The organism is Bacillus sp. 11C (assembly GCF_055486375.1).
This window is the reverse complement of the sequence record NZ_JBUPVZ010000015.1, coordinates 25,087-45,858: the sequence shown is the minus strand read 5'-3', so window position 1 is coordinate 45,858 and position 20,772 is coordinate 25,087. Positions and strand designations below refer to the sequence as shown.

Genomic DNA, 20,772 nt, shown 5'->3' with positions numbered 1-20,772 from the left:
TACGCGCTTTCTTTAAAATAAAAGGAAATTGTATTCTGGAAAAGAAGGTGCCTTATGGAGTTTCTGCTTGTTTTAGTTCCTGTATTCGGAATTTTTGCAATTGGCTATATCGGACAGAAAACGCTCGGCTTTGATATACAAACACTGTCCAAAATGTCCTTATACTTAATGTCTCCTTTTCTGGCGTTTGATACGTTTTATACGAACAAGCTCACGATGGATTATGTCTATCTCTCTATTTTTGTGCTGGGGCTTTGCTTAGTCCTTATTCTATTTGTCTCCTTTTTATCTTTTTTTCATAAGTACCCAAACCAAGATCGTTGCGCCATGATTCTGTCATCCGCTTTTATGAATAATGGGAATTACGGAACGCCTGTTGTCCTGCTGGTGTTTGGGACAGCCGGGCTGGATACGGCTGTGGTGTTAATGGTGCTGCAGCAGTTAATCATGAGCACGATCGGCATGTACTATGCGGCAAAAGGAGGTTCGGAGGAAGGCGGATTTAAAACGGTCATAACCCGGGTCATCCGTATGCCTGTTGCGTACGGAGCACTTTTTGGGTCAATACTTCAGCTTATGCATATTTCAATCCCTAAAGAGTTAATGACGGGGATTGAGCTGGTCGGAAATGCTGCCATTCCGACCATTATGATCATTCTTGGCATGCAGCTTGCAGTGATCTCTTTTAAGAATATTGAATACAGAAAAATTTCTTATTCATTGCTTTTGAAGCTGATGGTATCTCCGGTGATTGCGCTAGGCTTCACATTGATATTGCCGGTGGATGACATGACAAAACAAATCATGATTCTCGTCGCGGCTATGCCGACGGCTGCCAATACAACTTTAATGGCTGTCCAGTTTAATACAAGGCCGGAAGTCGTTTCGAGCGCGACTTTTATCAGTACGATGCTGAGCATTGTTACCTTGCCTGTTTTGCTTTGGATGCTGCATCCTCTTTCTTCTTGAGATAGAGGGTGTTTTATTCATTCCGCGGTTTATTGACTCGAACCCCGTCTGGCTTTATATTGAAGGCAGGGAAATCATCACCAAGACATCACATAAGAAAAGGTCTGTTTCAATTGTATTGGCAATGTAGCGAACGCTAATGAAATGGAGATGATGGGGATGGAAAACAGTCAGCAACTTCAGGGATTAAAGCAAAAAGATGAGCAATTTGTGTGGCATGCCATGAAGGGAGCGCATCAAGCGGACAGCCTGATTGCCCAAAAGGCCGAGGGGGCTTGGGTGACGGACATAGACGGACGCCGCTATTTGGATGCGATGTCAGGATTGTGGTGCGTCAATATATTTTATGGCAGAAAGGAGCTTGCTAAGGCTGCCTATGAGCAACTAAAGGAGCTTCCATATTATCCGTTAACGCAAAGTCACGCACCGGCAATTCAACTGGCGGAAAAGCTGAATGAATGGCTCGGCGGCGATTATGTCATCTTTTTTTCCAACAGCGGATCGGAAGCAAACGAAACTGCTTTTAAAATCGCCCGCCAGTACCATCTGCAAAGCGGCGGCCACAGCCGTTATAAATTCATCTCGAGATACAGGGCATACCACGGCAATACATTGGGAGCGCTCTCAGCAACCGGACAGGCGCAGCGGAAATATAAATATGAGCCTTTAAGCCAAGGGTTTCTGCATGCAGCCCCGCCAGATGTATACCGGAACCCGGAGGATGCCGACACGCTTGAAAGCGCAAATGAAATTGACCGCATCATGACATGGGAATTAAGCGAAACGATTGCCGGGGTCATCATGGAGCCTATCATAACAGGCGGGGGCATCCTAATGCCGCCGGACGGATATATGAAGAGGGTGGAGGATATTTGCCGCCGCCATGGCGCTCTTTTGATTTGCGATGAAGTCATTTGCGGGTTTGGACGGACAGGCGAGCCGTTCGGATTTATGCACTACGGCGTGAAGCCTGATATCATTACGATGGCAAAGGGAATCACAAGCGCGTATCTGCCATTGTCAGCGACTGCTGTTAAACGGGATATTTTCGATGCGTATCAGGGGGAAGCGCCTTACGACCGTTTCCGTCACGTGAACACGTTCGGCGGAAGCCCGGCTGCCTGTGCAGTGGCGTTGAAAAACCTGCAAATTATGGAGGACGAACAGCTGATTCAGCGATCCCGCGACCTTGGAGCAAAGCTTTTGGGTGAGCTTCAGGTTTTGCGAGAACACCCGGCAGTCGGAGATGTAAGAGGAAAAGGGCTGCTGATCGGAATCGAGCTCGTCAAAGACCAATTAACAAAAGAGCCGGCAGATGCCGACAAAGTAAACCAAGTGGTTGCAGCGTGCAAAGAAAAAGGGCTGATCATCGGCAAAAACGGGGATACAGTCGCCGGCTACAACAACGTCATCCAGCTCGCGCCGCCATTTTGCCTGACAGAAGAGGACCTTTCCTTTATCGTGAAAACGGTGAAAGAAAGCTTTCAAACGATGTAATATAAAAGTGATTTATTAAAGGAGCACATGATGAGTTTTCACAATCAGCCGATTTTACCGGCTATACGAAATATGAAACAATTTGATGAGTTTTTGAACAGTTCATTTTCCTACGGTGTTATTCTTGATATTCATCTCGGCCAGCTGAAGGGCGTGATCAGAGAAGCGCAAAAGCACGGAAAGAACATGATGGTGCACGTCGATCTCATTCAAGGGATCAAGCATGACGAATACGGAGCAGAGTTTATTTGCCAGGACATCAAGCCTGCCGGGATTATTTCAACAAGGTCAAGCGTGATTGCCAAAGCGAAGCAGAAGAAAATTTATGCGATTCAGCGCCTCTTTCTGCTTGATACAAGCGCGATGGAGAAAAGCATGGAGTTTGTCGGCAAGCATAAACCTGACTTCATTGAAGTGCTGCCAGGCATCGTTCCGTCACTCATTCAAGAAATAAAAGAGAAAACGGGGATTCCTATCTTTGCCGGCGGTTTCATCCGTACGGAAGAGGATGTGGAACGGGCCTTGAAAGCGGGGGCTGTGGCCGTCACAACATCAAACACCAAATTATGGAAGAAATATGAAAACTTTTTGACGGAAAATGATTGACACCGCTTACATCCACTGATACAATTGCACTAGGTTAATACATTGTGATGGAGAACTCGGAGACCACAGCAGCTCTTTACGGTACATGTCTATGCACCAGTAAAGCGGTTTGTTGTGGTTTTTTTATTCTCTTCTTCTCTATCATACTGTTAATCGTGACTTTAGGAGGAATGTGCTATGACAGCATTTTGGGGAGAAGTCATCGGTACGATGCTGCTGATCATTTTTGGGGCAGGTGTTTGTGCAGGTGTCAATTTAAAGAAATCGCTTTCATTCCAGTCTGGCTGGATTGTTATTGTATTCGGGTGGGGATTGGGTGTTGCCATGGCTGCTTATGCGGTTGGCGGCATCAGCGGAGCCCATTTGAATCCGGCGCTAACGATAGCGCTTGCATTTGTTGGAGATTTTCCATGGAAAGAGGTTCCGGTTTATATTGCGGCGCAAATGATTGGGGCGATCATCGGTGCGGTGATAATCTATCTGCATTACCTTCCGCATTGGAAGTCAACGGAAGATCCCGCTGCCAAGCTGGGTGTTTTCTCAACAGGACCCAGCATTCCGCATACATTTTCAAACGTTTTAAGTGAAGTGATCGGGACATTTGTCCTTGTGCTTGGCATCTTGTCCATTGGGGCAAATCAATTTACAGAAGGGCTTAATCCTTTAATCGTCGGTTTTCTCATTGTGGCGATCGGTATCTCTCTTGGAGGCACCACCGGCTATGCGATTAATCCGGCCCGCGACTTAGGTCCGCGGATTGCCCACGCTTTTCTTCCGATTCCGGGGAAGGGTCCATCAAACTGGAAATACGCATGGATACCGGTAGTCGGTCCCATTTTAGGCGGATCGTTCGGCGGCGTATTTTACAACGCTGCATTTAAAGGGCATATCACAAGCAGTTTCTGGATTGTAAGCGTTATATTGGTTGTGTTATTGTTAGGACTCTATGGCTATACGAAAACACATTCAGCTAAAACATTATCAAATTCAAAATATATTTAATCAAAGGGGAGACATCTTATGGAAACATACATTTTATCCTTAGATCAAGGGACGACAAGTTCAAGAGCGATTCTCTTTAATAAAGAAGGCAAAATCGTTCACTCCGCTCAAAAGGAGTTTACACAATACTTCCCGCATCCAGGATGGGTTGAGCATAATGCGAATGAAATTTGGGGCTCTGTCCTCGCTGTTATCGCATCAGTGATTTCTGAATCAGGAATCAGCGCCTCTCAAATTGCCGGCATCGGTATCACGAACCAGCGCGAGACGGCAGTTGTGTGGGATAAGGATACAGGAAAGCCTGTCTATAATGCGATCGTTTGGCAGTCCAGACAGACGTCCGGCATTTGTGAGGAGCTTCGTGAAAAAGGACATAATGATGTATTCAGAGAAAAAACGGGGCTTTTAATCGATCCGTATTTCTCCGGCACGAAGGTAAAGTGGATTTTAGACAATGTGGAAGGCGCGAGAGAAAAAGCGGAAAAAGGCGAGCTGCTGTTTGGAACGATTGATACATGGCTCATTTGGAAAATGTCCGGCGGGAAAGCGCATGTGACCGATTACTCCAATGCGTCCAGAACGCTGATGTTTAATATTTACGATTTGAAATGGGATGATGAACTGTTAGACATTCTGGACGTACCGAAATCCATGCTTCCTGAGGTAAAGCCGTCCTCCCATGTGTATGGGGAAACTGTTGATTATCACTTCTTCGGAAAAAACATCCCGATTGCGGGAGCGGCAGGCGACCAGCAGTCCGCACTGTTCGGCCAGGCGTGCTTTGAAGAAGGCATGGGGAAAAACACGTACGGCACAGGATGTTTCATGCTGATGAATACAGGGGAAAAAGCAATTAAGTCCGAACACGGGCTTTTGACGACAATCGCATGGGGCATCGACGGAAAAGTTGAATATGCTTTAGAAGGAAGTATTTTTGTCGCAGGCTCTGCCATCCAATGGCTCAGAGACGGATTGAGAATGTTCAAAGATTCCTCGCTAAGCGAATCTTACGCGGAGAAAGTGGATTCAACTGACGGCGTATATGTTGTTCCCGCATTTGTCGGCTTGGGAACGCCTTACTGGGACAGCGACGTGCGCGGTTCGGTTTTCGGCCTGACAAGAGGCACAACAAAAGAGCATTTTATCCGCGCGACACTGGAGGCATTGGCTTATCAGACAAAAGATGTGCTTGACGCAATGGAAGCTGATTCAAACATTTCATTAAAGACGCTTCGTGTAGACGGAGGCGCCGTGAAAAATAATTTCCTGATGCAGTTCCAAGGAGATCTTCTGAATGTGCCTGTGGAGCGTCCGGAAATTAATGAAACAACTGCGCTTGGCGCGGCCTATTTGGCAGGTATTGCTGTGGGATTCTGGAAGGACCGTTCTGAAATCGCGAACCAGTGGAATCTGGATAAACGGTTTGAACCTGATTTTGAAGAAGAAAAACGAAATGAGCTGTATACAGGCTGGCAAAAAGCCGTGAAAGCAGCTATGGCTTTTAAATAGAATAAGAGTATGATATAATGGTTACAAGTTAATAAGAACGGTCCTGAGATGAGGAGAGACCACAGCACCAAAGTGTAAGTATGCACTTTGGATGTTGTGGTCTCTTTTTCTATTTACACACCGTGACAACAAGGAGGAGCAATAATGAAACAACAATTTTCAAGTCTGGAAAGAGATCGCATGCTGACAGACATGACGAAAAAAACATACGATCTATTTATTATCGGCGGAGGAATTACAGGAGCGGGAACAGCTCTTGACGCGGCATCAAGGGGAATGAAGGTCGCGCTCAGCGAAATGCAGGATTTTGCGGCGGGAACATCAAGCCGATCAACGAAGCTTGTTCATGGAGGCTTGCGCTATTTAAAACAATTTGAAGTGAAAATGGTTGCCGAGGTAGGGAAAGAACGGGCGATTGTTTATGAAAACGGCCCGCACGTCACTACACCGGAATGGATGCTGCTTCCGTTTCATAAAGGCGGCACATTCGGTTCGTTTACAACATCCATCGGTTTAAGAGTTTATGACTTCTTAGCAGGCGTGAAAAAATCAGAACGAAGAAGCATGCTTTCAGCAAAGGAAACGCTGCAAAAAGAGCCATTGGTGAAAAAAGACGGCTTAAAAGGCGGCGGGTACTACGTGGAATACCGCACTGACGATGCGAGACTGACAATCGAAGTCATGAAGGAAGCGGTGAAATTCGGAGCAGAGCCTGTGAATTATTCGAAAGTGAAGGAGCTTCTTTACGAAAAAGGCAAAGCAGTCGGCGTATTAATTGAAGATATGCTGACAAAGAAAGAATATAAAGTGTACGCGAAAAAAATTGTCAATGCGACAGGCCCTTGGGTCGATCAGCTCAGAGAAAAAGACCATTCGAATAACGGAAAGCATTTGCAGCATACGAAAGGCATTCACCTTGTATTTGACCAGTCTGTTTTTCCGCTGAAACAGGCGGTATATTTCGATACGCCTGACGGCCGTATGGTATTTGCGATTCCTCGTGAAGGAAAAACATACGTGGGGACAACAGACACCGTTTACAAAGAGGCGCTGGAGCATCCGCGAATGACAACGGAGGATCGAGATTACGTCATCAGTTCAATCAATTACATGTTCCCAGAGCTGAAAATCACAGTGAATGACATCGAATCCAGCTGGGCGGGGCTGCGCCCGCTGATTCATGAAGAAGGCAAAGACCCTTCTGAAATTTCACGGAAAGACGAGATTTGGACATCTGACTCAGGCTTGATCACCATCGCCGGCGGAAAACTGACCGGATACAGAAAAATGGCGGAGCATATCGTCGATCTTGTGAATGATCGCTTAAAAGAAGAAGGCGAAAAGGATTTCGGGCCATGTAAAACGAAAAACATGCCAATCTCAGGGGGACACGTCGGCGGTTCGAAAAATCTCATATCCTTTGTCACGGCGAAAACGAAAGAAGGAATCGCAGCCGGCTTATCAGAAAAAGACGCAAAACAGCTGGCGATCAGATACGGCTCCAACGTAGAGCGAGTCTTTAACCGAGTGGAAGCGCTGAAAGATGAGGCCGCGAAACGCCACATTCCGGTTCATATTCTTGCTGAGGCAGAATACAGTATAGAAGAAGAGTTGGCCGCAACACCTGCTGACTTCTTTGTCCGCAGAACGGGACGTTTATTTTTTGATATCAATTGGGTAAAAACATATAAAGATGCCGTTATTGATTTTATGAGCGAGCGATTCCAATGGAATGAGCAGACGAAAAACACACATACTGAAAATCTCAACAAGCTTTTACACGATGCGGTTGTGCCGCTCGAACGATAAATCATAACGGGCTGTCTCTCAGCCCGTTATTTCTTTTTACGGGCCGAAAGCGCCGAATCCAAGGATTTCAAGTGACAGAGGAACTCGCTTCATATTAAAATAACGGCATAAGCTAATACATAGGAGGACGAATATGACTTGGAGAAAAAGTTATGAACGCTGGAAACAGACAGAACATTTAGATCCGGAACTAAAAGAACGCCTTACTGAATTAGAGGGGAATGAAGAGGCTCTTGAAGACTGCTTCTATAAAAACCTTGAATTCGGCACTGGCGGTATGCGCGGAGAAATCGGCGCTGGGACGAATCGGATGAATATTTACACGGTGCGCAAAGCATCAGCCGGGTTTGCGGCATACATCTCAGAGCAAGGTGAGGAAGCGAAAAAACGTGGCGTTGTCATTGCTTATGATTCCCGCCATAAATCGCCGGAGTTCGCGATGGAAGCGGCAAAAACACTTGCGACACAAGGCATCCAATCATACGTATTTGATGAGCTTCGCCCAACGCCGGAGCTGTCATTCGCTGTCAGACAGCTGAACGCCTACGGGGGAATTGTGGTGACGGCAAGCCATAACCCGCCTGAATATAACGGCTACAAAGTATACGGAGATGACGGCGGCCAGCTGCCTCCAAAGGAAGCGGACATCGTCATTGAGCAGGTAAACGCGATTGAAAATGAACTGACGATCACAGTCGACACTGAAAATACATTAAAAGAAAAAGGCTTAATTAAGATCATCGGTGAAGATATTGATAAAGCCTATACAGAAAAACTGACGTCCATTTCCGTCCATCCTGAATTACCCGAAGAAGTTGATGTAAATGTTGTTTTTACACCGTTGCATGGAACGGCCAATAAGCCGGTCAGACGCGGTTTTGAAGCACTCGGCTACAATAATGTAGCGGTTGTCAAAGAACAGGAGCTGCCCGATGCAAACTTCTCTACTGTTCCCTCTCCAAACCCGGAAGAGCATGCGGCTTTCGAATATGCCATTAAACTCGGGGAAGAGCGGAACGCAGATATTCTCATCGCAACAGACCCTGACGCTGACCGTCTTGGCATCGCGGTGAAAAACGAACAAGGCAAATATACAGTGCTTACAGGAAACCAAACCGGTGCGTTGCTGCTTCATTACCTGCTTTCTGAAAAGAAAAAACAAGGCATCCTGCCTGAAAACGGTGTTGTTCTCAAAACAATTGTCACAAGTGAAATCGGGCGTGCTGTCGCTTCTTCGTTCGGTCTTGATACGATTGATACGCTCACAGGCTTTAAATTTATCGGTGAAAAGATTAAGGAATACGAGGCAACAGGCCAGTACACCTTCCAATTCGGTTATGAAGAGAGCTACGGTTACTTAATCGGGGATTTTGCCCGCGACAAGGATGCCATTCAGGCGGCGCTCTTGGCAGTTGAGGTTTGCGCGTTCTATAAAAAACAAGGAATATCATTGTATGAAGCGCTCATCAATCTCTTTAACGAATACGGTTTTTATCGTGAAGGGCTGAAATCCCTGACGCTGAAAGGAAAACAGGGAGCAGAACAGATTGAAGCGATTTTGGCTTCCTTCAGACAAAATCCGCCGCAAAAAATGGCCGGCAAACAGGTTGTGACAGCCGAAGATTACGCAGTAAGCAAACGGATGCTTCTGACGGAAAACAAAGAAGAAGCGATCGGCTTGCCAACATCAAATGTACTGAAATACTTCTTGGAAGACGGGTCTTGGTTCTGCCTTCGTCCTTCCGGAACTGAGCCGAAGGTGAAATTCTATTTCGCCGTAAAAGGAACATCTTTAGAAGACAGTGAAAAGCGTCTTGCCGCGCTTTCTGACGATGTAATGAAGACGGTAGACGAAATTGTAGAGGCTACAGCTAAATAGTTCAAGTAAAGGCTGGGTCATTGTATGTGATCCGGCTTTTTTTCTCATCCAAAAGTCTGAAAGAAAATCATCCCTCAAGCGAAGTAATGAATGACATAAAACTGGTATAATCTTAGATAACAGGAGATGAATGCCGGAGTGAGTGACGTGAGCAAAACGAGGATGGAAAAATTAAAAACGCTGAAAACGATTGCGGAAACCTTAAACCAAGGGCACGATGTTAAAGCAACACTGGATGAGGTGTTAAAAGAATTGCTCAGTGTAACGAACCTTCAATCGGGATGGATTTTTCTAATCGAAGAAGACGGCTCCTATACGTTAGCGGCTGACGCCTATCTGCCCCCCGCTTTAAGCCGCAAGGAAAAAGTGCTGATGTGCGAAGGAGAGTGCTACTGCCTGACGAAATTCAATAACGGAGGGCTTAGAAGGGCGGCTAATATCATGAACTGCAAACGCATAGAGTCGGCCGAAGAGCTGCACTGTTTTGACACAGAAGGGATTACGCATCATGCAACTGTGCCTTTAGAAGACGGAGACAGGAGATTCGGATTGTTAAATGTAGCCGCGGCCGGAAAAACCATGTTTGATGAGGGAGAGCTGCATTTACTCGAGTCTGTCGCCTTTCAGATCGGAACCGCGATCCAGCGCATGAAGCTTTCTGAATATAAACAAAAAAATGCGCTATTAATGGAGCGCAACCGCCTCGCTCAGGAACTCCATGATTCTGTCAATCAAATGCTGTTTTCCGTTAGTTTAACAGCCAGAGCGGCAAAGACACTAACAAAAGATGAGAATATGCAGCAGATGATTGATTTCATTCAAAACCTATCACAGGACGCGCTCGCAGAAATGAAAGCGTTAATTTGGCAGCTTCGCCCCGGAGGGTTGGAAAAAGGGCTGCCTGAAGCCATTAAAAGCTATGGCGCGCTCATCGGATTGAATGTCATTTTCACACAAAAAGGCTGTCCGGTTCTTATTGATGAGCAGGAGCATATGCTGTGGCGTGTCGTACAGGAAGCTTTAAATAACTGCAAAAAGCATGCCGGAACTGGTACGGCGTATGTCAGTCTGACTGCTTCTTCATGCCATGCGGAGCTGGATATAATCGATCATGGGGCAGGGTTTCGCTATGAAGCGCATGCCGGTCTGCCTTCACTTGGCATCAAGGGTATGAAAGAACGGGCGGAAAAAGCCGGCGCGGAGTTTTTGATTGAGTCAGAGCTTGGAGCGGGGACAAAGGTGTCCGTCAAGCTTCCGCTAGCCAATCAGAAAGGAAGGACAGTGCAATGAAAATTGTAATAGCGGATGATCACCATGTTGTCAGAAAGGGGCTTCGTTTTTTCTTTGCCATCCAAGATGATATTGAAGTTGCCGGAGAGGCCGCAACCGGAACAGAAGCTCTTCGTATCATCGGAGAAACAAAGCCCGACCTTGTGCTGATGGATCTGTCTATGCCCGAGATGGACGGAATACAAGCCATAAAAAAAGCAGTTCAGCAATTTCCAGGGGTCAAAATTATTGTGCTGACGAGCTATTCCGATCAGGATCACGTCATCCCCGCGCTTCAGGCGGGAGCGAAGGCGTATCAATTAAAGGATACGGAGCCCGAGGAATTGGTGAAAACACTTAGACAAGTGCATGCTGGAGAATACAAGCTTTCTTCAGCTATTATGCCCCATGTGCTGACACATATGAGAAATCAGCGCGATCCGGAAAAAGAAAAATTTTATCAATTAACACGAAGAGAAAAGGACGTTCTGAACGAAATTGCGAACGGAAAAAGCAATAAAGAAATCGCGGCGGCCTTGTTTATTTCAGAAAAAACAGTGAAAACCCATGTGTCAAATCTTTTAGCAAAACTTGAAGTGGCCGACCGCACGCAAGCAGCGCTTTTCGCAGTAAAATATAACCTGAATGGAGAGATCGCGAAATGAACATGTTAGTTATAAATGGCACGCCCAGAAAACATGGCAGAACAAGAATTGCCGCATCCTGCATTTCAGCGCTGTATCACACGGATTTGATTGATCTAAGCGAGTTTATCTTGCCGATTTTTAACGGTGAAGCAGAGCAATCAGAACTTTTGCAGGTACAGGAGCTTAAGCAGCGCGTCACTAAAGCGGATGCGATTGTCTTATTATCGCCTGAATATCACAGCGGGATGAGCGGCGCTTTAAAAAATGCCCTGGATTTTCTAAGCAGCGAACAATTTAAATATAAGCCCGTTGCATTATTGGCAGTGGCGGGAGGCGGAAAAGGCGGCATCAACGCGCTGAACAATATGAGAACTGTGATGCGGGGTGTCTACGCCAATGTGATTCCGAAACAGCTTGTACTTGATCCAGTGCACATTGATATTGAAAAGGCTGCAGTTACGGAACCTATAAAGATCAGCATAAAAGAGCTTGTCGAAGAACTCACCATGTTTGCAAAAGCAGGAAATCCCGGCGTCTGAACGCCGGGATTTGTTTATGTGAGCAGGGCTAATTGATCTTCGTAAGTCAGCTCTGTGGCATGATCAATATAACGGAGAAGGGAATACAGCATCTTTTCAAGAACAGCGTAATTCTGTTCAAAATGATACGCGTGCAGAAAATGCTCGATTCGTTTTGATAACAAATCATCCTCTGTACGCACCATTAAAATTAATAAATTATCCCATTGGGAACGGTGGGTGTAATACAGCGCTTTATCGTAATCGGCATAATCCATGAATCGCTTCTCCTTTCTTGTATGAGAAGTTCATGATTAGTTTATGCCGCATCCTATGTAATTGACGTTGCAAAACTTGGCGTCTGCGGCAGTACAGGGTAGCAATATGAGGGAGACATAAAATCAAAATGACTGAATGAAGCCATCGCTTTTGGAAAACCTATGAGAGAACATAATCTGGGTACAGGAGACTGAAAATATGAAATCTCTGCCGTATTCAATTGCGCTTCTTTTTTGCGGATTGATCATTGTGTCAATGGCTGCAAAAGGGCATTCAGCGGACACAAACGAGTCTGTTCAAAAGTGGGAACAGCTCGCTTGGAGCAGAATTCAGGATGAATATAAGGGCGCTTCATTTTCTGATTACGCTTATATGGGGAGAACCGAGGTGAATGATCATCAGACAAAAGATGTCTTTCGGGTGACGGTCAGACAGAATGACGACACCTTTTCTGTTCGGGCCGAAGTCTATTTTCATCCGGTGACAAAACATATGATCAGCATTAACGTTTTTCGGCTCTAATCAAAAAACTGTACAGCCGCTAAGGCCATACAGTTTCTGCTTAGAAATATCGTTTTGCACCGAGATAGCGCTGTTTCCAGTAAGAGTTGTTCATACTGGAAATAACAACTCCTGAATCATTGGCATTAATGAATTCTCCGTTTCCGAGATAAATCCCGATATGAGAAGGGCCGGCTTTATATGTTGAAAAGAAAACGAAGTCTCCGACAGCAGGCTGGCTGACAGATTTCATTGTGTTCCAATATCCGGCTGCCGTTAATCTTGATACGGATGTGACTTTGTTTAGCGCATAGTAAATGAAACCGCTGCAGTCAAATCCGGCCGGTGTCGTGCCTCCCCAGCGATAAGGAACCCCAAGGTGCTCTTTAGCGGCGGCAATCATTGTGTTTATCTTCGCGCTTGATGAGCTGGACGTGCTTGAAGTTCCGGATGAAGATGAAGCTTTTCCAGTAATGACCAATTTTTGGCCAACCTGCAAGACATCCGTTCTCAAATTGTTTTTCTCCCGAATCTGCTGAGCTGTTACATTGAACTTCTGAGCAATCACCCACAAGGAATCGCCGCTTTTCACCGTGTATGTAGTCGTCGATGTGCCAGAGCTTGCATTTGACTTAGAAGACGATGACGGTGAGGAAGTGCCTGAAGATGCTTTACCTGTCAGCTTCAGCACTTGTCCGACGTATATCACATCTGATTTCAGGCTGTTGCTGTTTCGGATTTGCTGTACGGTCACGTTATAGCTGTTTGCAATTTTCCAAAGTGAATCACCGCTTTTTACAGTGTATTTCGATGTTGCCGACGTTTGGTTTGAATGAGATGAAGTGTCTTTGGAAGACGTATCAGAACCGCTTGATTTTGTTTTCAATACTTGATTCACATAAATGGTGTCTGATTTTAAGCTGTTCAAGACCTTCAATTCAGCAACGGACATGTTGACTTTGTTTGCGATTTTCCAAAGCGAATCTCCAAGCTGCACCTTGTATGTTCCGGCAGAAGATGAGGAGCTAGAGCTCTTTTTGGAACTGCTTTTTGTATTAGAACTAGAGCTGGAACTAGAGCTTGAAGTTACCGTACCGGACACCTTTAATTTCTGCCCCGCACGAATCATGTCGCTGCTGAGTCCGTTTAACTTTTTCAGTTCCTGCACCGTCATTTTATACTCAGTTGCGATCAGCCAAAGTGAATCGCCGCTTTTCACTGTGTAAACAGAACTTCCGCTCTTTTTGGTTGTTGAGCTTGAAGTAGATGAAGTGCCGGACTTGCTGCCTGGAATGGTAAGCGTCTGGCCGATCGACAGAACGGTAGTCGAAAGATGGTTGGCGGATGTGATGGCCGCCACGCTTGTGTTGTAGTTTTGGGCCAGTTTCCATAAAGAATCTCCGCTTTTGACCTTAATCGTAGCTGCTTCAGCTGGTGTGACTGCTAGAGTTGTACTGACAATCGCAGAAGCTGTCAGCCCTGCTGCTAATTTCTTTTTCATCTGAGCTCTCCTTTTTCCCCCAATGATTTGAATTTACTGTTTCTTTTTTATATCGGCAGCTTCGTCTCATCGTTTTGCCTTTTTTTAAAAACAGCCTAAATTTCTTATCTATAATAGGGAAAAAGGGCATAAAAAAAGAAGGAATCTTTAGCTATTCCTTCATTCTTAGAATCTTCATGATATCTTCCTTGTTTTTGACTAGATCGCGCAGTGTATATTTGTCTAAAACCGCAAGATAGGCCATAAGTGCTTCATTAAGTACATGTTTCAAGCCGCACACAGGGGAAATGATGCAGAGGTTCTTGTTCACATCAAAACACTCAACAATATTAAAATCGTCTTCCGTTTTTCTGACAACCTCACCGATGTTGATGTCTTCAGGTTCCATGCCTAAGCGTATGCCGCCGCCTCGTCCGCGTATCGTTTCTACGTAGCCGAGCTGGCCGAGCCTGTATATGACTTTCATGAGGTGATTTTTTGAAATAGAATACGTTTCGGCAATCTGCTTTATGTTTGAAAGTTCTCCCGGACGTTCTGCAGCCAGAAAAATCAGCACTCTTAATGAATAATCTGTATAATTTGTTAACTTCATAATCAGACCTCGGAATAAGACATTTTCTATATCTTATCATAATCGATTGAAAAATGAAAAAAAAGGAATTTAAAAAACGTGCGCCCAGTTGGGTGCACGTTTTTTGTTTACATGTTATTCGGCGGATTTTGGTTTTTACGGTTTTTATCGATTTCGGTGTTTTGCATTTTGCGTTCAAATGCAGACAGATAACGTGATGCAAAATCCTTTCCGCCAAGGCCGAAGGATAAACCGAAAGCGAGTGCGAAGCCGCTAAGCACGATGATGAACGCGGAATTGACGATCGTTTCAGCAACACCCAGCTGATCCAGGGCCATAAAGAGAGCAAGTGCGATAATCGTATATTTGGCAATCGCCGCCAAAGACTTGAATTCTTGGCCTTTAATGATGCTAGAAAGCACTTTTCGAACCAATTCTCCAGCGTAAAGACCGATTCCGAGAATGAATACGGCGACAAGGACATTCGGCAGATACGCGATAATGCCAGTCGCAATCTCTACAAGGAAGTGCAGCTGAACAATTTGCAGCGCCTCGGCTGTGAACAGCAGAATGACAATGACTTGCGCGATCATGCCGACAACTTGAGATAGGGACAGCTTTGCAGGTGTTCCTGTTTCCATCCCTATTTTTCCTAACACAGAATCAAAGCCTGCGCGATGGAGCAGTCGGGACACCATGTTGTTCACCCATTTTCCTGTCCATATACCCGCTATAACAAGCACGATGGCAATGATGATGTTCGGAAGCATATTTAAAATAGTATTCAGCATAGAGACAGCAGGTTTCGAAATGCCGGCGACATCCAGCTGATCAAGTGCTGAAATGACAACCGGTATTAAAATCAGCACATAAGCGATTGTTCCGATGACTGCAGAAAGGCTTGTATCTTTTAAGTAAACTGATAAACCCATACGTGCGGCGAATCTTTCCGTGCCGATGCTTGCAAGGAAATTTGTTATGATATCACGTACAAGACGGGCAACAAGCCAGCCGATTAAAACGATAAGTGCGGCAGCAAATAATTTCGGCAGAAAAGCGAGCACGCTTTCCATCATATTTGTAAACGGACCCGAAATGCCGCTGATGTTCAAAGAAGATAAGACACCTGGCAGGAAAACAAGCAGCACGAGATAAAAGACAACTTGTGAAGCGGCATTAACTGCCTGATGAATATCTTTTCCTTCAGACACAACATTCCACTTGCGCAGCTTGTCACTTGTGTTCAGCTTTATCCCGATTTTTTTGACAAGGAAGCTCAAAACAGAGGCTGCAGCCCATCCTAACAGCAGAATGAGCCCGGCCTTCAGCACGCTCGGGATAGCCGCGGTAATGGCGGAAAGCATGCTGACAAACGGTGATGCCACTGTTGTCAGGTGCAAAATGTTAAAGAATAAAATAAAGACGATAATCAATGCGATAAAATAAACGACCTTGCTTATGACTTTTTCTGAGGAATAGCGTGATGGCTTTTTCCCAGCAAACAGCTTATCGTCAATTTTTGTTTTTCTGAGCCCTTTGTATACCGCTTTTTCAATGATTTTAGCGATAGCCCATCCGATTAATAAGACGAGTAAAGCAATGATTAAGTTTGGCAGCTTACTGAGATAAGAAGAAAGCATGTCTGCTGCATTCAATTGGTATCAGCTCCTTTTTTTCATAATATGGTGTGTTTTTACCCACTGGCACAATCGGTAAACAGCTGAATGTGCCGGGTGAATTTTTTTCTTGCCCAAGTGCGGCTATCATCTTTTGTCAGGCGGGCTCATACATTATAGATAAGTCCAAGTAGGGGGGATTCGGTTGAACGCGGAGGAGAAGAAGGGATTACAGCGGGCAATTGAGGAGATTACCGAAATTGCAAAAGGATTCGGCCTTGATTTCTACCCGATGAGATATGAAATCTGCCCGGCTGAAATTATTTATACATTCGGCGCGTACGGGATGCCGACAAGATTCAGCCACTGGAGCTTCGGCAAGCAGTTTCACAAAATGAAGCTGCATTACGATCTTGGTTTAAGCAAGATTTATGAGCTGGTCATTAACTCGGATCCATGCTACGCTTTTTTGCTGGACAGCAACTCACTGATCCAAAATAAATTGATTGTCGCTCACGTTCTCGCCCATTGTGATTTCTTCAAAAACAACTGCCGTTTCCAAAACACGAAGCGCGATATGGTGGAAAGCATGGCGGCAACAGCCGAGCGGATTAAGTACTATGAACAGGTTCACGGGATAAAGGAAGTAGAGGCTTTTTTAGACGCGATCCTATCGATTCAGGAGCATATCGATCCTTCTTTGGTCCGTCCGAAGCTCCTATGGAGTGTGGATGATGAGGAAGATGAAATGGAAGAGGCAGCGACGCCGTACGATGATTTATGGTCTTTGGATGATAAGAAACCGAAAAAACACGTGAAAAAATCGAAAAAACCTTTCCCGCCGCGGCCGGAAAAAGATATTCTGCTATTTATCGAGGAGCATTCACGTGAGCTGGAGCCATGGCAGCGTGATATTTTAACGATGATGAGAGAGGAAATGCTTTATTTCTGGCCTCAGCTGGAAACAAAGATTATGAATGAGGGCTGGGCTTCCTATTGGCACCAGCGAATTATACGCGAGCTTGATTTAACCTCTGATGAAGCGGTCGAGTTCGCCAAGCTGAATGCTGGTGTCGTCCAGCCGTCCAAAACAGGCATCAATCCTTATTATTTAGGACTGAAAATATTTGAAAACATTGAGGAGCGGTACAATAATCCGACGGATGAAATGAAGAAAGTGGGCGTACAGTCTGACTCGGGCCGGGAGAAAATGTTTGAGGTCAGGGAAATTGAATCCGATATCTCTTTCATCCGCAACTATTTAACAAAAGACTTAGTGATGCGCGAGGATCTTTATTTGTTTCAAAAACAGGGCAGAGATTATAAAATCGTCGATAAAGCGTGGAAGTCGGTGCGCGACCAGCTCGTGAGCATGCGGGTAAACGGCGGGTTTCCGTATTTGACAGTAAACGACGGCGATTATATGAAAAATAACGAGCTCTATATTAAGCATTGGTATGAGGGCATAGAGCTGGATTTGAAATATTTAGAGAAAGTGCTCCCTTACTTATTCCAGCTATGGGGAAGAAGCGTGCACATCGAGTCTGTGCTTGAGGATAAGGAAGTCATGTTTTCGTACGACGGAAAAGGTGTTCACCGCAGGTATCTATAAAAAAGAGGATGCAGCGTTTTGCATCCTCTTTATTTTCCCGCTTTCAAAATCTTAAATATGATGTTTGCCTGATCGGTATTGTTAATCAGTCCTTGGAATTTTTCTTTTCCGGGGCCGTACGCGTATACTGGCACTTCTTCGCCGGTATGATCGGCACTCGTCCAACCGCTGTTAGATCGTGTGTTAAAAATCTTGATGATGGCTTTGTAGGCGCCTTTGCTTTTGTCAGCCTGTGCAGCGGCTTCAACACTTTTGATTTCATCAGAGGTAAATTTCAGATTTGTATAGCGGGTGAGCACATCTTTGACCGGTTTGCCTTCACTGATTTTTTTGGCCATAAATTCAGGTGTTTTTTTTGCGGCGAGAATCGGCTCCGCGTGCCAATTCTTTTGACCATTTGCGCCGATGGTAAAGCCGCCGGTTGTATGATCAGCAGTTGCAATGACAAGCGTGTGTTTATCTTTTCTTGCAAAATCAATCGCAGCTTTATAGGCCTGTTCAAAGTCTTTAACCTCGCTCATGGCTCCTACTGTATCATTGTCATGGGCCGCCCAGTCAATTTGGCTGCCTTCGACCATCAAGAAAAATCCTTTTTTATTTTGGTTCAGGCGGTCAATTGCTGAAACCGTCATGTCTTTGAGAGATGGTGTTTTGCTGTCACGGTCGAGCGCTTTAGCAAGCCCTCCGTCTGCGAAAAGGCCAAGCACCTGCTGATCTTTATTTTTCTTCAGCGCTTGTTTTGTTGTCACATAGCTATAGCCGGCTTGTTTGAATTCCTTCGTCAAATTTCTGTCCTCGCGGTTAAAATATAATTTTCCGCCGCCAAGCAAAACGTCTATTTTTTGTTTTCCTTTTATTTTGTCATCCATATAGCTGTTGGCGATTTGGTCCATGTTTTTCCGTGATTCATTGTGGGCGCCGTATGCGGCAGGGGTGGCGTGGTTAATTTCAGACGTTGCGACGAGCCCGGTCGATTTTCCTTGCTGTTTGGCTTCTTCGAGCACAGATTTCACTTTTTTTCCGTTTTTATCGACGCCAATTGCATTGTTATATGTCTTAACGCCTGTCGCTAATGCTGTTCCGGCGGCTGCTGAATCTGTAATATTATAGTCCGGGTCATCAGGATGCGTCATCATCATGCCTGTCAGGTTAGGGTCAAATTGGGTCAACTTCGGGTTATTCGGTGTTTTCCCGTTATTCTTCATGGAACGGTAGGCGTTTATGTAAGGCGTCCCCATGCCGTCACCGATCATCACAATGACATTTCTGATCTCGGCTTTGTCTTGTTTTTTTGCGCTGGCCTTTTCAGTCTGCTGCAGTTCTGCACCGGCAAATATGCCGGCTGTAAGCACGGAAACAGCTGCGATTGGCAGCAGTTTAGATTTTATATTTTGAAACAAATTCATTTTTTGCATGCCTCCTTTAATGTATTTGTTTATCATGTTAGGGGAATTTTGTTAAACACGGCTTTTGATCGTGTAAACATTAAGTAAAGCATTGTAAGGAAATGAAAACATCTGTCTCGTTATCTTGTCTTTTTTCAATCAAAGCATTCATTTTTTCAGAAAAATCTTTACCCCTCTGCCCTTGCGTGATATGTTTATTTAAATAAAAAAACTGCGGATAACCGCAGCTTTCCTCGAATATGCTTTATGTCTCACTTTTCCACTATGTGAGTTGATCCCCGAAAGTTTGTCATTTATCCCCTGTATAATGGAAAATAGCCCAATAAACATGACAAAAGGACGCGTTTTTTGTCACCTTTGAAACGAAAATGAAATATTTTATACCCTTAAAAACTTTTTTTAAGAACGAATAAGTAAGAAATTAGTCACATGAAGTCAAGACTATTTCTGTTGGGAATCTATCCTTATAATAGAAATCAATAAGATTAATTTAAAAAAAGAGATACATATATAGAGAGAGATAAACATTGGGGAGGAAAATATGAAAAAGCAAATCATTACAGCTACGTCAGCAGTGGTTTTAGGATCGACACTATTTGCAGGAGCGGCATCTGCACAAAGCATCCAGGTGAAAAAAGGCGACACGTTATGGGGACTTTCAAGAAAATACGACACAACGATCGGTAAAATTAAATCAGAGAACAGCCTTCGTTCAGACATGATTTACGCAGGGCAGACTTTATCAATTAACGGCAAAACTTCAAGTTCAAAAAGCAGCAGCTCTTCCAGTTCTTCATCTTCTACATACACAGTAAAGAGCGGGGACAGCCTTTGGAAAATTTCGAAAACATATGGCATGACAGTCAGTGAACTGAAAAAAATGAATGGCTTAAAGTCAGACTTGCTTCGTATCGGACAAGTCCTGAAACTGAAAGGTTCAACAAGCTCTAGCAGCTCTAGTTCATCGAAGGTATCAACGTCTTCAACTTCCACTTATAAAGTGAAGCGCGGGGACAGTCTGTCTAAAATCGCAAAGCAATACGGCACAACGGTTAGCAAGTTAAAAAGCTTAAACGGCTTAAAATCAGATTTGATTTATGTCAACCAAGTGTTGAAAGTGAAAGGAACAAGCACAAGCTCAAAAACTGTTTCTTCCGGCTCTTCATCATCTTCAAGCAGCAAAGCATCATCTACTACATCACTTAATGTAAGCAAGCTGGTTTCTGATGCAAAGGCGTTAAGCGGAACGCCATACAAATGGGGCGGAACAACGACTTCCGGCTTTGACTGCAGCGGATTTATCTGGTACGTGCTGAATAAACAAACAAGTGTGGGCAGAACAAGCACTGCGGGATACTGGAGTTCTATGAAGAGCATTTCCAGCCCGTCTGTCGGTGATTTTGTTTTCTTCACAACATATAAATCCGGCCCTTCTCATATGGGGATTTATGTCGGCAACAACAATTTCGTTCATGCAGGATCTAACGGTGTTCAAATCAGCAGCCTGGACAACAGCTACTGGAAGCCTCGTTACCTCGGTGCGAAAAGATTCTAATTTTAAAAGAAAACCCGTTCATTGGA

General features: G+C 44.8%; 18 protein-coding genes. 13 read left to right on the top strand and 5 right to left on the bottom strand.

The window, feature by feature from the left end; genetic code table 11:
• Window positions 1–54 precede the first annotated feature (54 nt).
• From ACY3LV_RS17570 to ACY3LV_RS17525, 10 genes are all read left to right on the top strand, one after another.
• Window positions 55–969 (top strand): AEC family transporter, encoded by a 915-nt coding sequence (locus tag ACY3LV_RS17570; RefSeq protein WP_333562229.1) that lies wholly within the window; start codon window positions 55–57, stop codon window positions 967–969.
• A 144-nt stretch (window positions 970–1,113) separates the two neighbouring features.
• Window positions 1,114–2,466: an aminotransferase gene (locus ACY3LV_RS17565; protein WP_464864246.1), complete on the top strand. Its 1,353-nt coding sequence runs from the start codon at window positions 1,114–1,116 to the stop codon at window positions 2,464–2,466.
• A gap of 27 nt (window positions 2,467–2,493) precedes the next feature.
• Window positions 2,494–3,072, top strand: a complete 579-nt coding sequence (glpP, locus tag ACY3LV_RS17560; RefSeq protein WP_333562231.1) for a glycerol uptake operon antiterminator GlpP — start codon at window positions 2,494–2,496, stop codon at window positions 3,070–3,072.
• 177 nt (window positions 3,073–3,249) lie between these two features.
• Window positions 3,250–4,074, top strand: coding sequence for a glycerol uptake facilitator protein GlpF (gene glpF, locus ACY3LV_RS17555; protein ID WP_087991179.1), 825 nt, complete (start codon window positions 3,250–3,252; stop codon window positions 4,072–4,074).
• 18 nt (window positions 4,075–4,092) lie between these two features.
• Window positions 4,093–5,583, top strand: a complete 1,491-nt coding sequence (glpK, locus tag ACY3LV_RS17550) for a glycerol kinase GlpK (RefSeq protein ID WP_333518352.1) — start codon at window positions 4,093–4,095, stop codon at window positions 5,581–5,583.
• Window positions 5,584–5,724: 141 nt separating this feature from the next.
• The gene (gene glpD, locus ACY3LV_RS17545) at window positions 5,725–7,392 is read left to right on the top strand and encodes a glycerol-3-phosphate dehydrogenase (RefSeq protein WP_464864261.1); all 1,668 of its coding nucleotides are present in this window, start codon (window positions 5,725–5,727) and stop codon (window positions 7,390–7,392) included.
• 133 nt (window positions 7,393–7,525) lie between these two features.
• Window positions 7,526–9,271 (top strand): phospho-sugar mutase, encoded by a 1,746-nt coding sequence (locus tag ACY3LV_RS17540; protein ID WP_464864245.1) that lies wholly within the window; start codon window positions 7,526–7,528, stop codon window positions 9,269–9,271.
• A 147-nt stretch (window positions 9,272–9,418) separates the two neighbouring features.
• Entirely contained in the window at window positions 9,419–10,561 is a 1,143-nt protein-coding gene (locus tag ACY3LV_RS17535) for a GAF domain-containing sensor histidine kinase (RefSeq protein ID WP_464864244.1), read from the top strand.
• Window positions 10,558–11,205, top strand: a complete 648-nt coding sequence (locus tag ACY3LV_RS17530; protein WP_333518350.1) for a response regulator transcription factor — start codon at window positions 10,558–10,560, stop codon at window positions 11,203–11,205. The genes ACY3LV_RS17535 and ACY3LV_RS17530 overlap by 4 nt, the downstream gene beginning before the upstream one ends.
• The gene (locus ACY3LV_RS17525) at window positions 11,202–11,726 is read left to right on the top strand and encodes an NADPH-dependent FMN reductase (RefSeq protein ID WP_087991184.1); all 525 of its coding nucleotides are present in this window, start codon (window positions 11,202–11,204) and stop codon (window positions 11,724–11,726) included. Before ACY3LV_RS17530 ends, ACY3LV_RS17525 begins: the two co-directional genes overlap by 4 nt.
• Window positions 11,727–11,740: 14 nt before the next feature.
• Here ACY3LV_RS17525 and ACY3LV_RS17520 read toward each other — a convergent pair whose 3' ends face one another.
• Window positions 11,741–11,983, bottom strand: coding sequence for a YhdB family protein (locus ACY3LV_RS17520; protein ID WP_464864243.1), 243 nt, complete (start codon window positions 11,981–11,983; stop codon window positions 11,741–11,743).
• Window positions 11,984–12,182: 199 nt separating this feature from the next.
• On the opposite strand from ACY3LV_RS17520, the gene ACY3LV_RS17515 reads away from it, so the two are divergent.
• The gene (locus ACY3LV_RS17515) at window positions 12,183–12,506 is read left to right on the top strand and encodes a YqzG/YhdC family protein (RefSeq protein WP_333518348.1); all 324 of its coding nucleotides are present in this window, start codon (window positions 12,183–12,185) and stop codon (window positions 12,504–12,506) included.
• Window positions 12,507–12,546: 40 nt separating this feature from the next.
• Here the strand turns inward: ACY3LV_RS17515 and ACY3LV_RS17510 are convergent, their stop codons facing one another.
• The 3 genes from ACY3LV_RS17510 to ACY3LV_RS17500 form a co-directional block, all read right to left on the bottom strand.
• Window positions 12,547–13,986, bottom strand: coding sequence for a C40 family peptidase (locus ACY3LV_RS17510; protein WP_464864242.1), 1,440 nt, complete (start codon window positions 13,984–13,986; stop codon window positions 12,547–12,549).
• 151 nt (window positions 13,987–14,137) lie between these two features.
• On the bottom strand, window positions 14,138–14,578 hold the full coding sequence (gene nsrR / locus ACY3LV_RS17505; protein WP_333562235.1) for a nitric oxide-sensing transcriptional repressor NsrR: 441 nt from the start codon (window positions 14,576–14,578) through the stop codon (window positions 14,138–14,140).
• A 107-nt stretch (window positions 14,579–14,685) separates the two neighbouring features.
• Window positions 14,686–16,212 carry a mechanosensitive ion channel gene (locus ACY3LV_RS17500; protein WP_464864241.1) on the bottom strand — a complete coding sequence of 509 codons (1,527 nt, stop codon included), beginning with the start codon at window positions 16,210–16,212 and terminating at the stop codon, window positions 14,686–14,688.
• 166 nt (window positions 16,213–16,378) lie between these two features.
• Here ACY3LV_RS17500 and spoVR point away from each other — a divergent pair, with 166 nt between their 5' ends.
• Window positions 16,379–17,785 (top strand): stage V sporulation protein SpoVR, encoded by a 1,407-nt coding sequence (spoVR, locus tag ACY3LV_RS17495; RefSeq protein ID WP_464864240.1) that lies wholly within the window; start codon window positions 16,379–16,381, stop codon window positions 17,783–17,785.
• 29 nt (window positions 17,786–17,814) lie between these two features.
• Here spoVR and phoA read toward each other — a convergent pair whose 3' ends face one another.
• A complete protein-coding gene (gene phoA, locus ACY3LV_RS17490) occupies window positions 17,815–19,200 on the bottom strand; it encodes an alkaline phosphatase PhoA (RefSeq protein WP_464864239.1) in 1,386 nt (461 codons plus the stop codon).
• Between the two features lie 532 nt (window positions 19,201–19,732).
• On the opposite strand from phoA, the gene ACY3LV_RS17485 reads away from it, so the two are divergent.
• A complete protein-coding gene (locus ACY3LV_RS17485) occupies window positions 19,733–20,746 on the top strand; it encodes a C40 family peptidase (protein WP_148964406.1) in 1,014 nt (337 codons plus the stop codon).
• Window positions 20,747–20,772 lie beyond the last annotated feature (26 nt).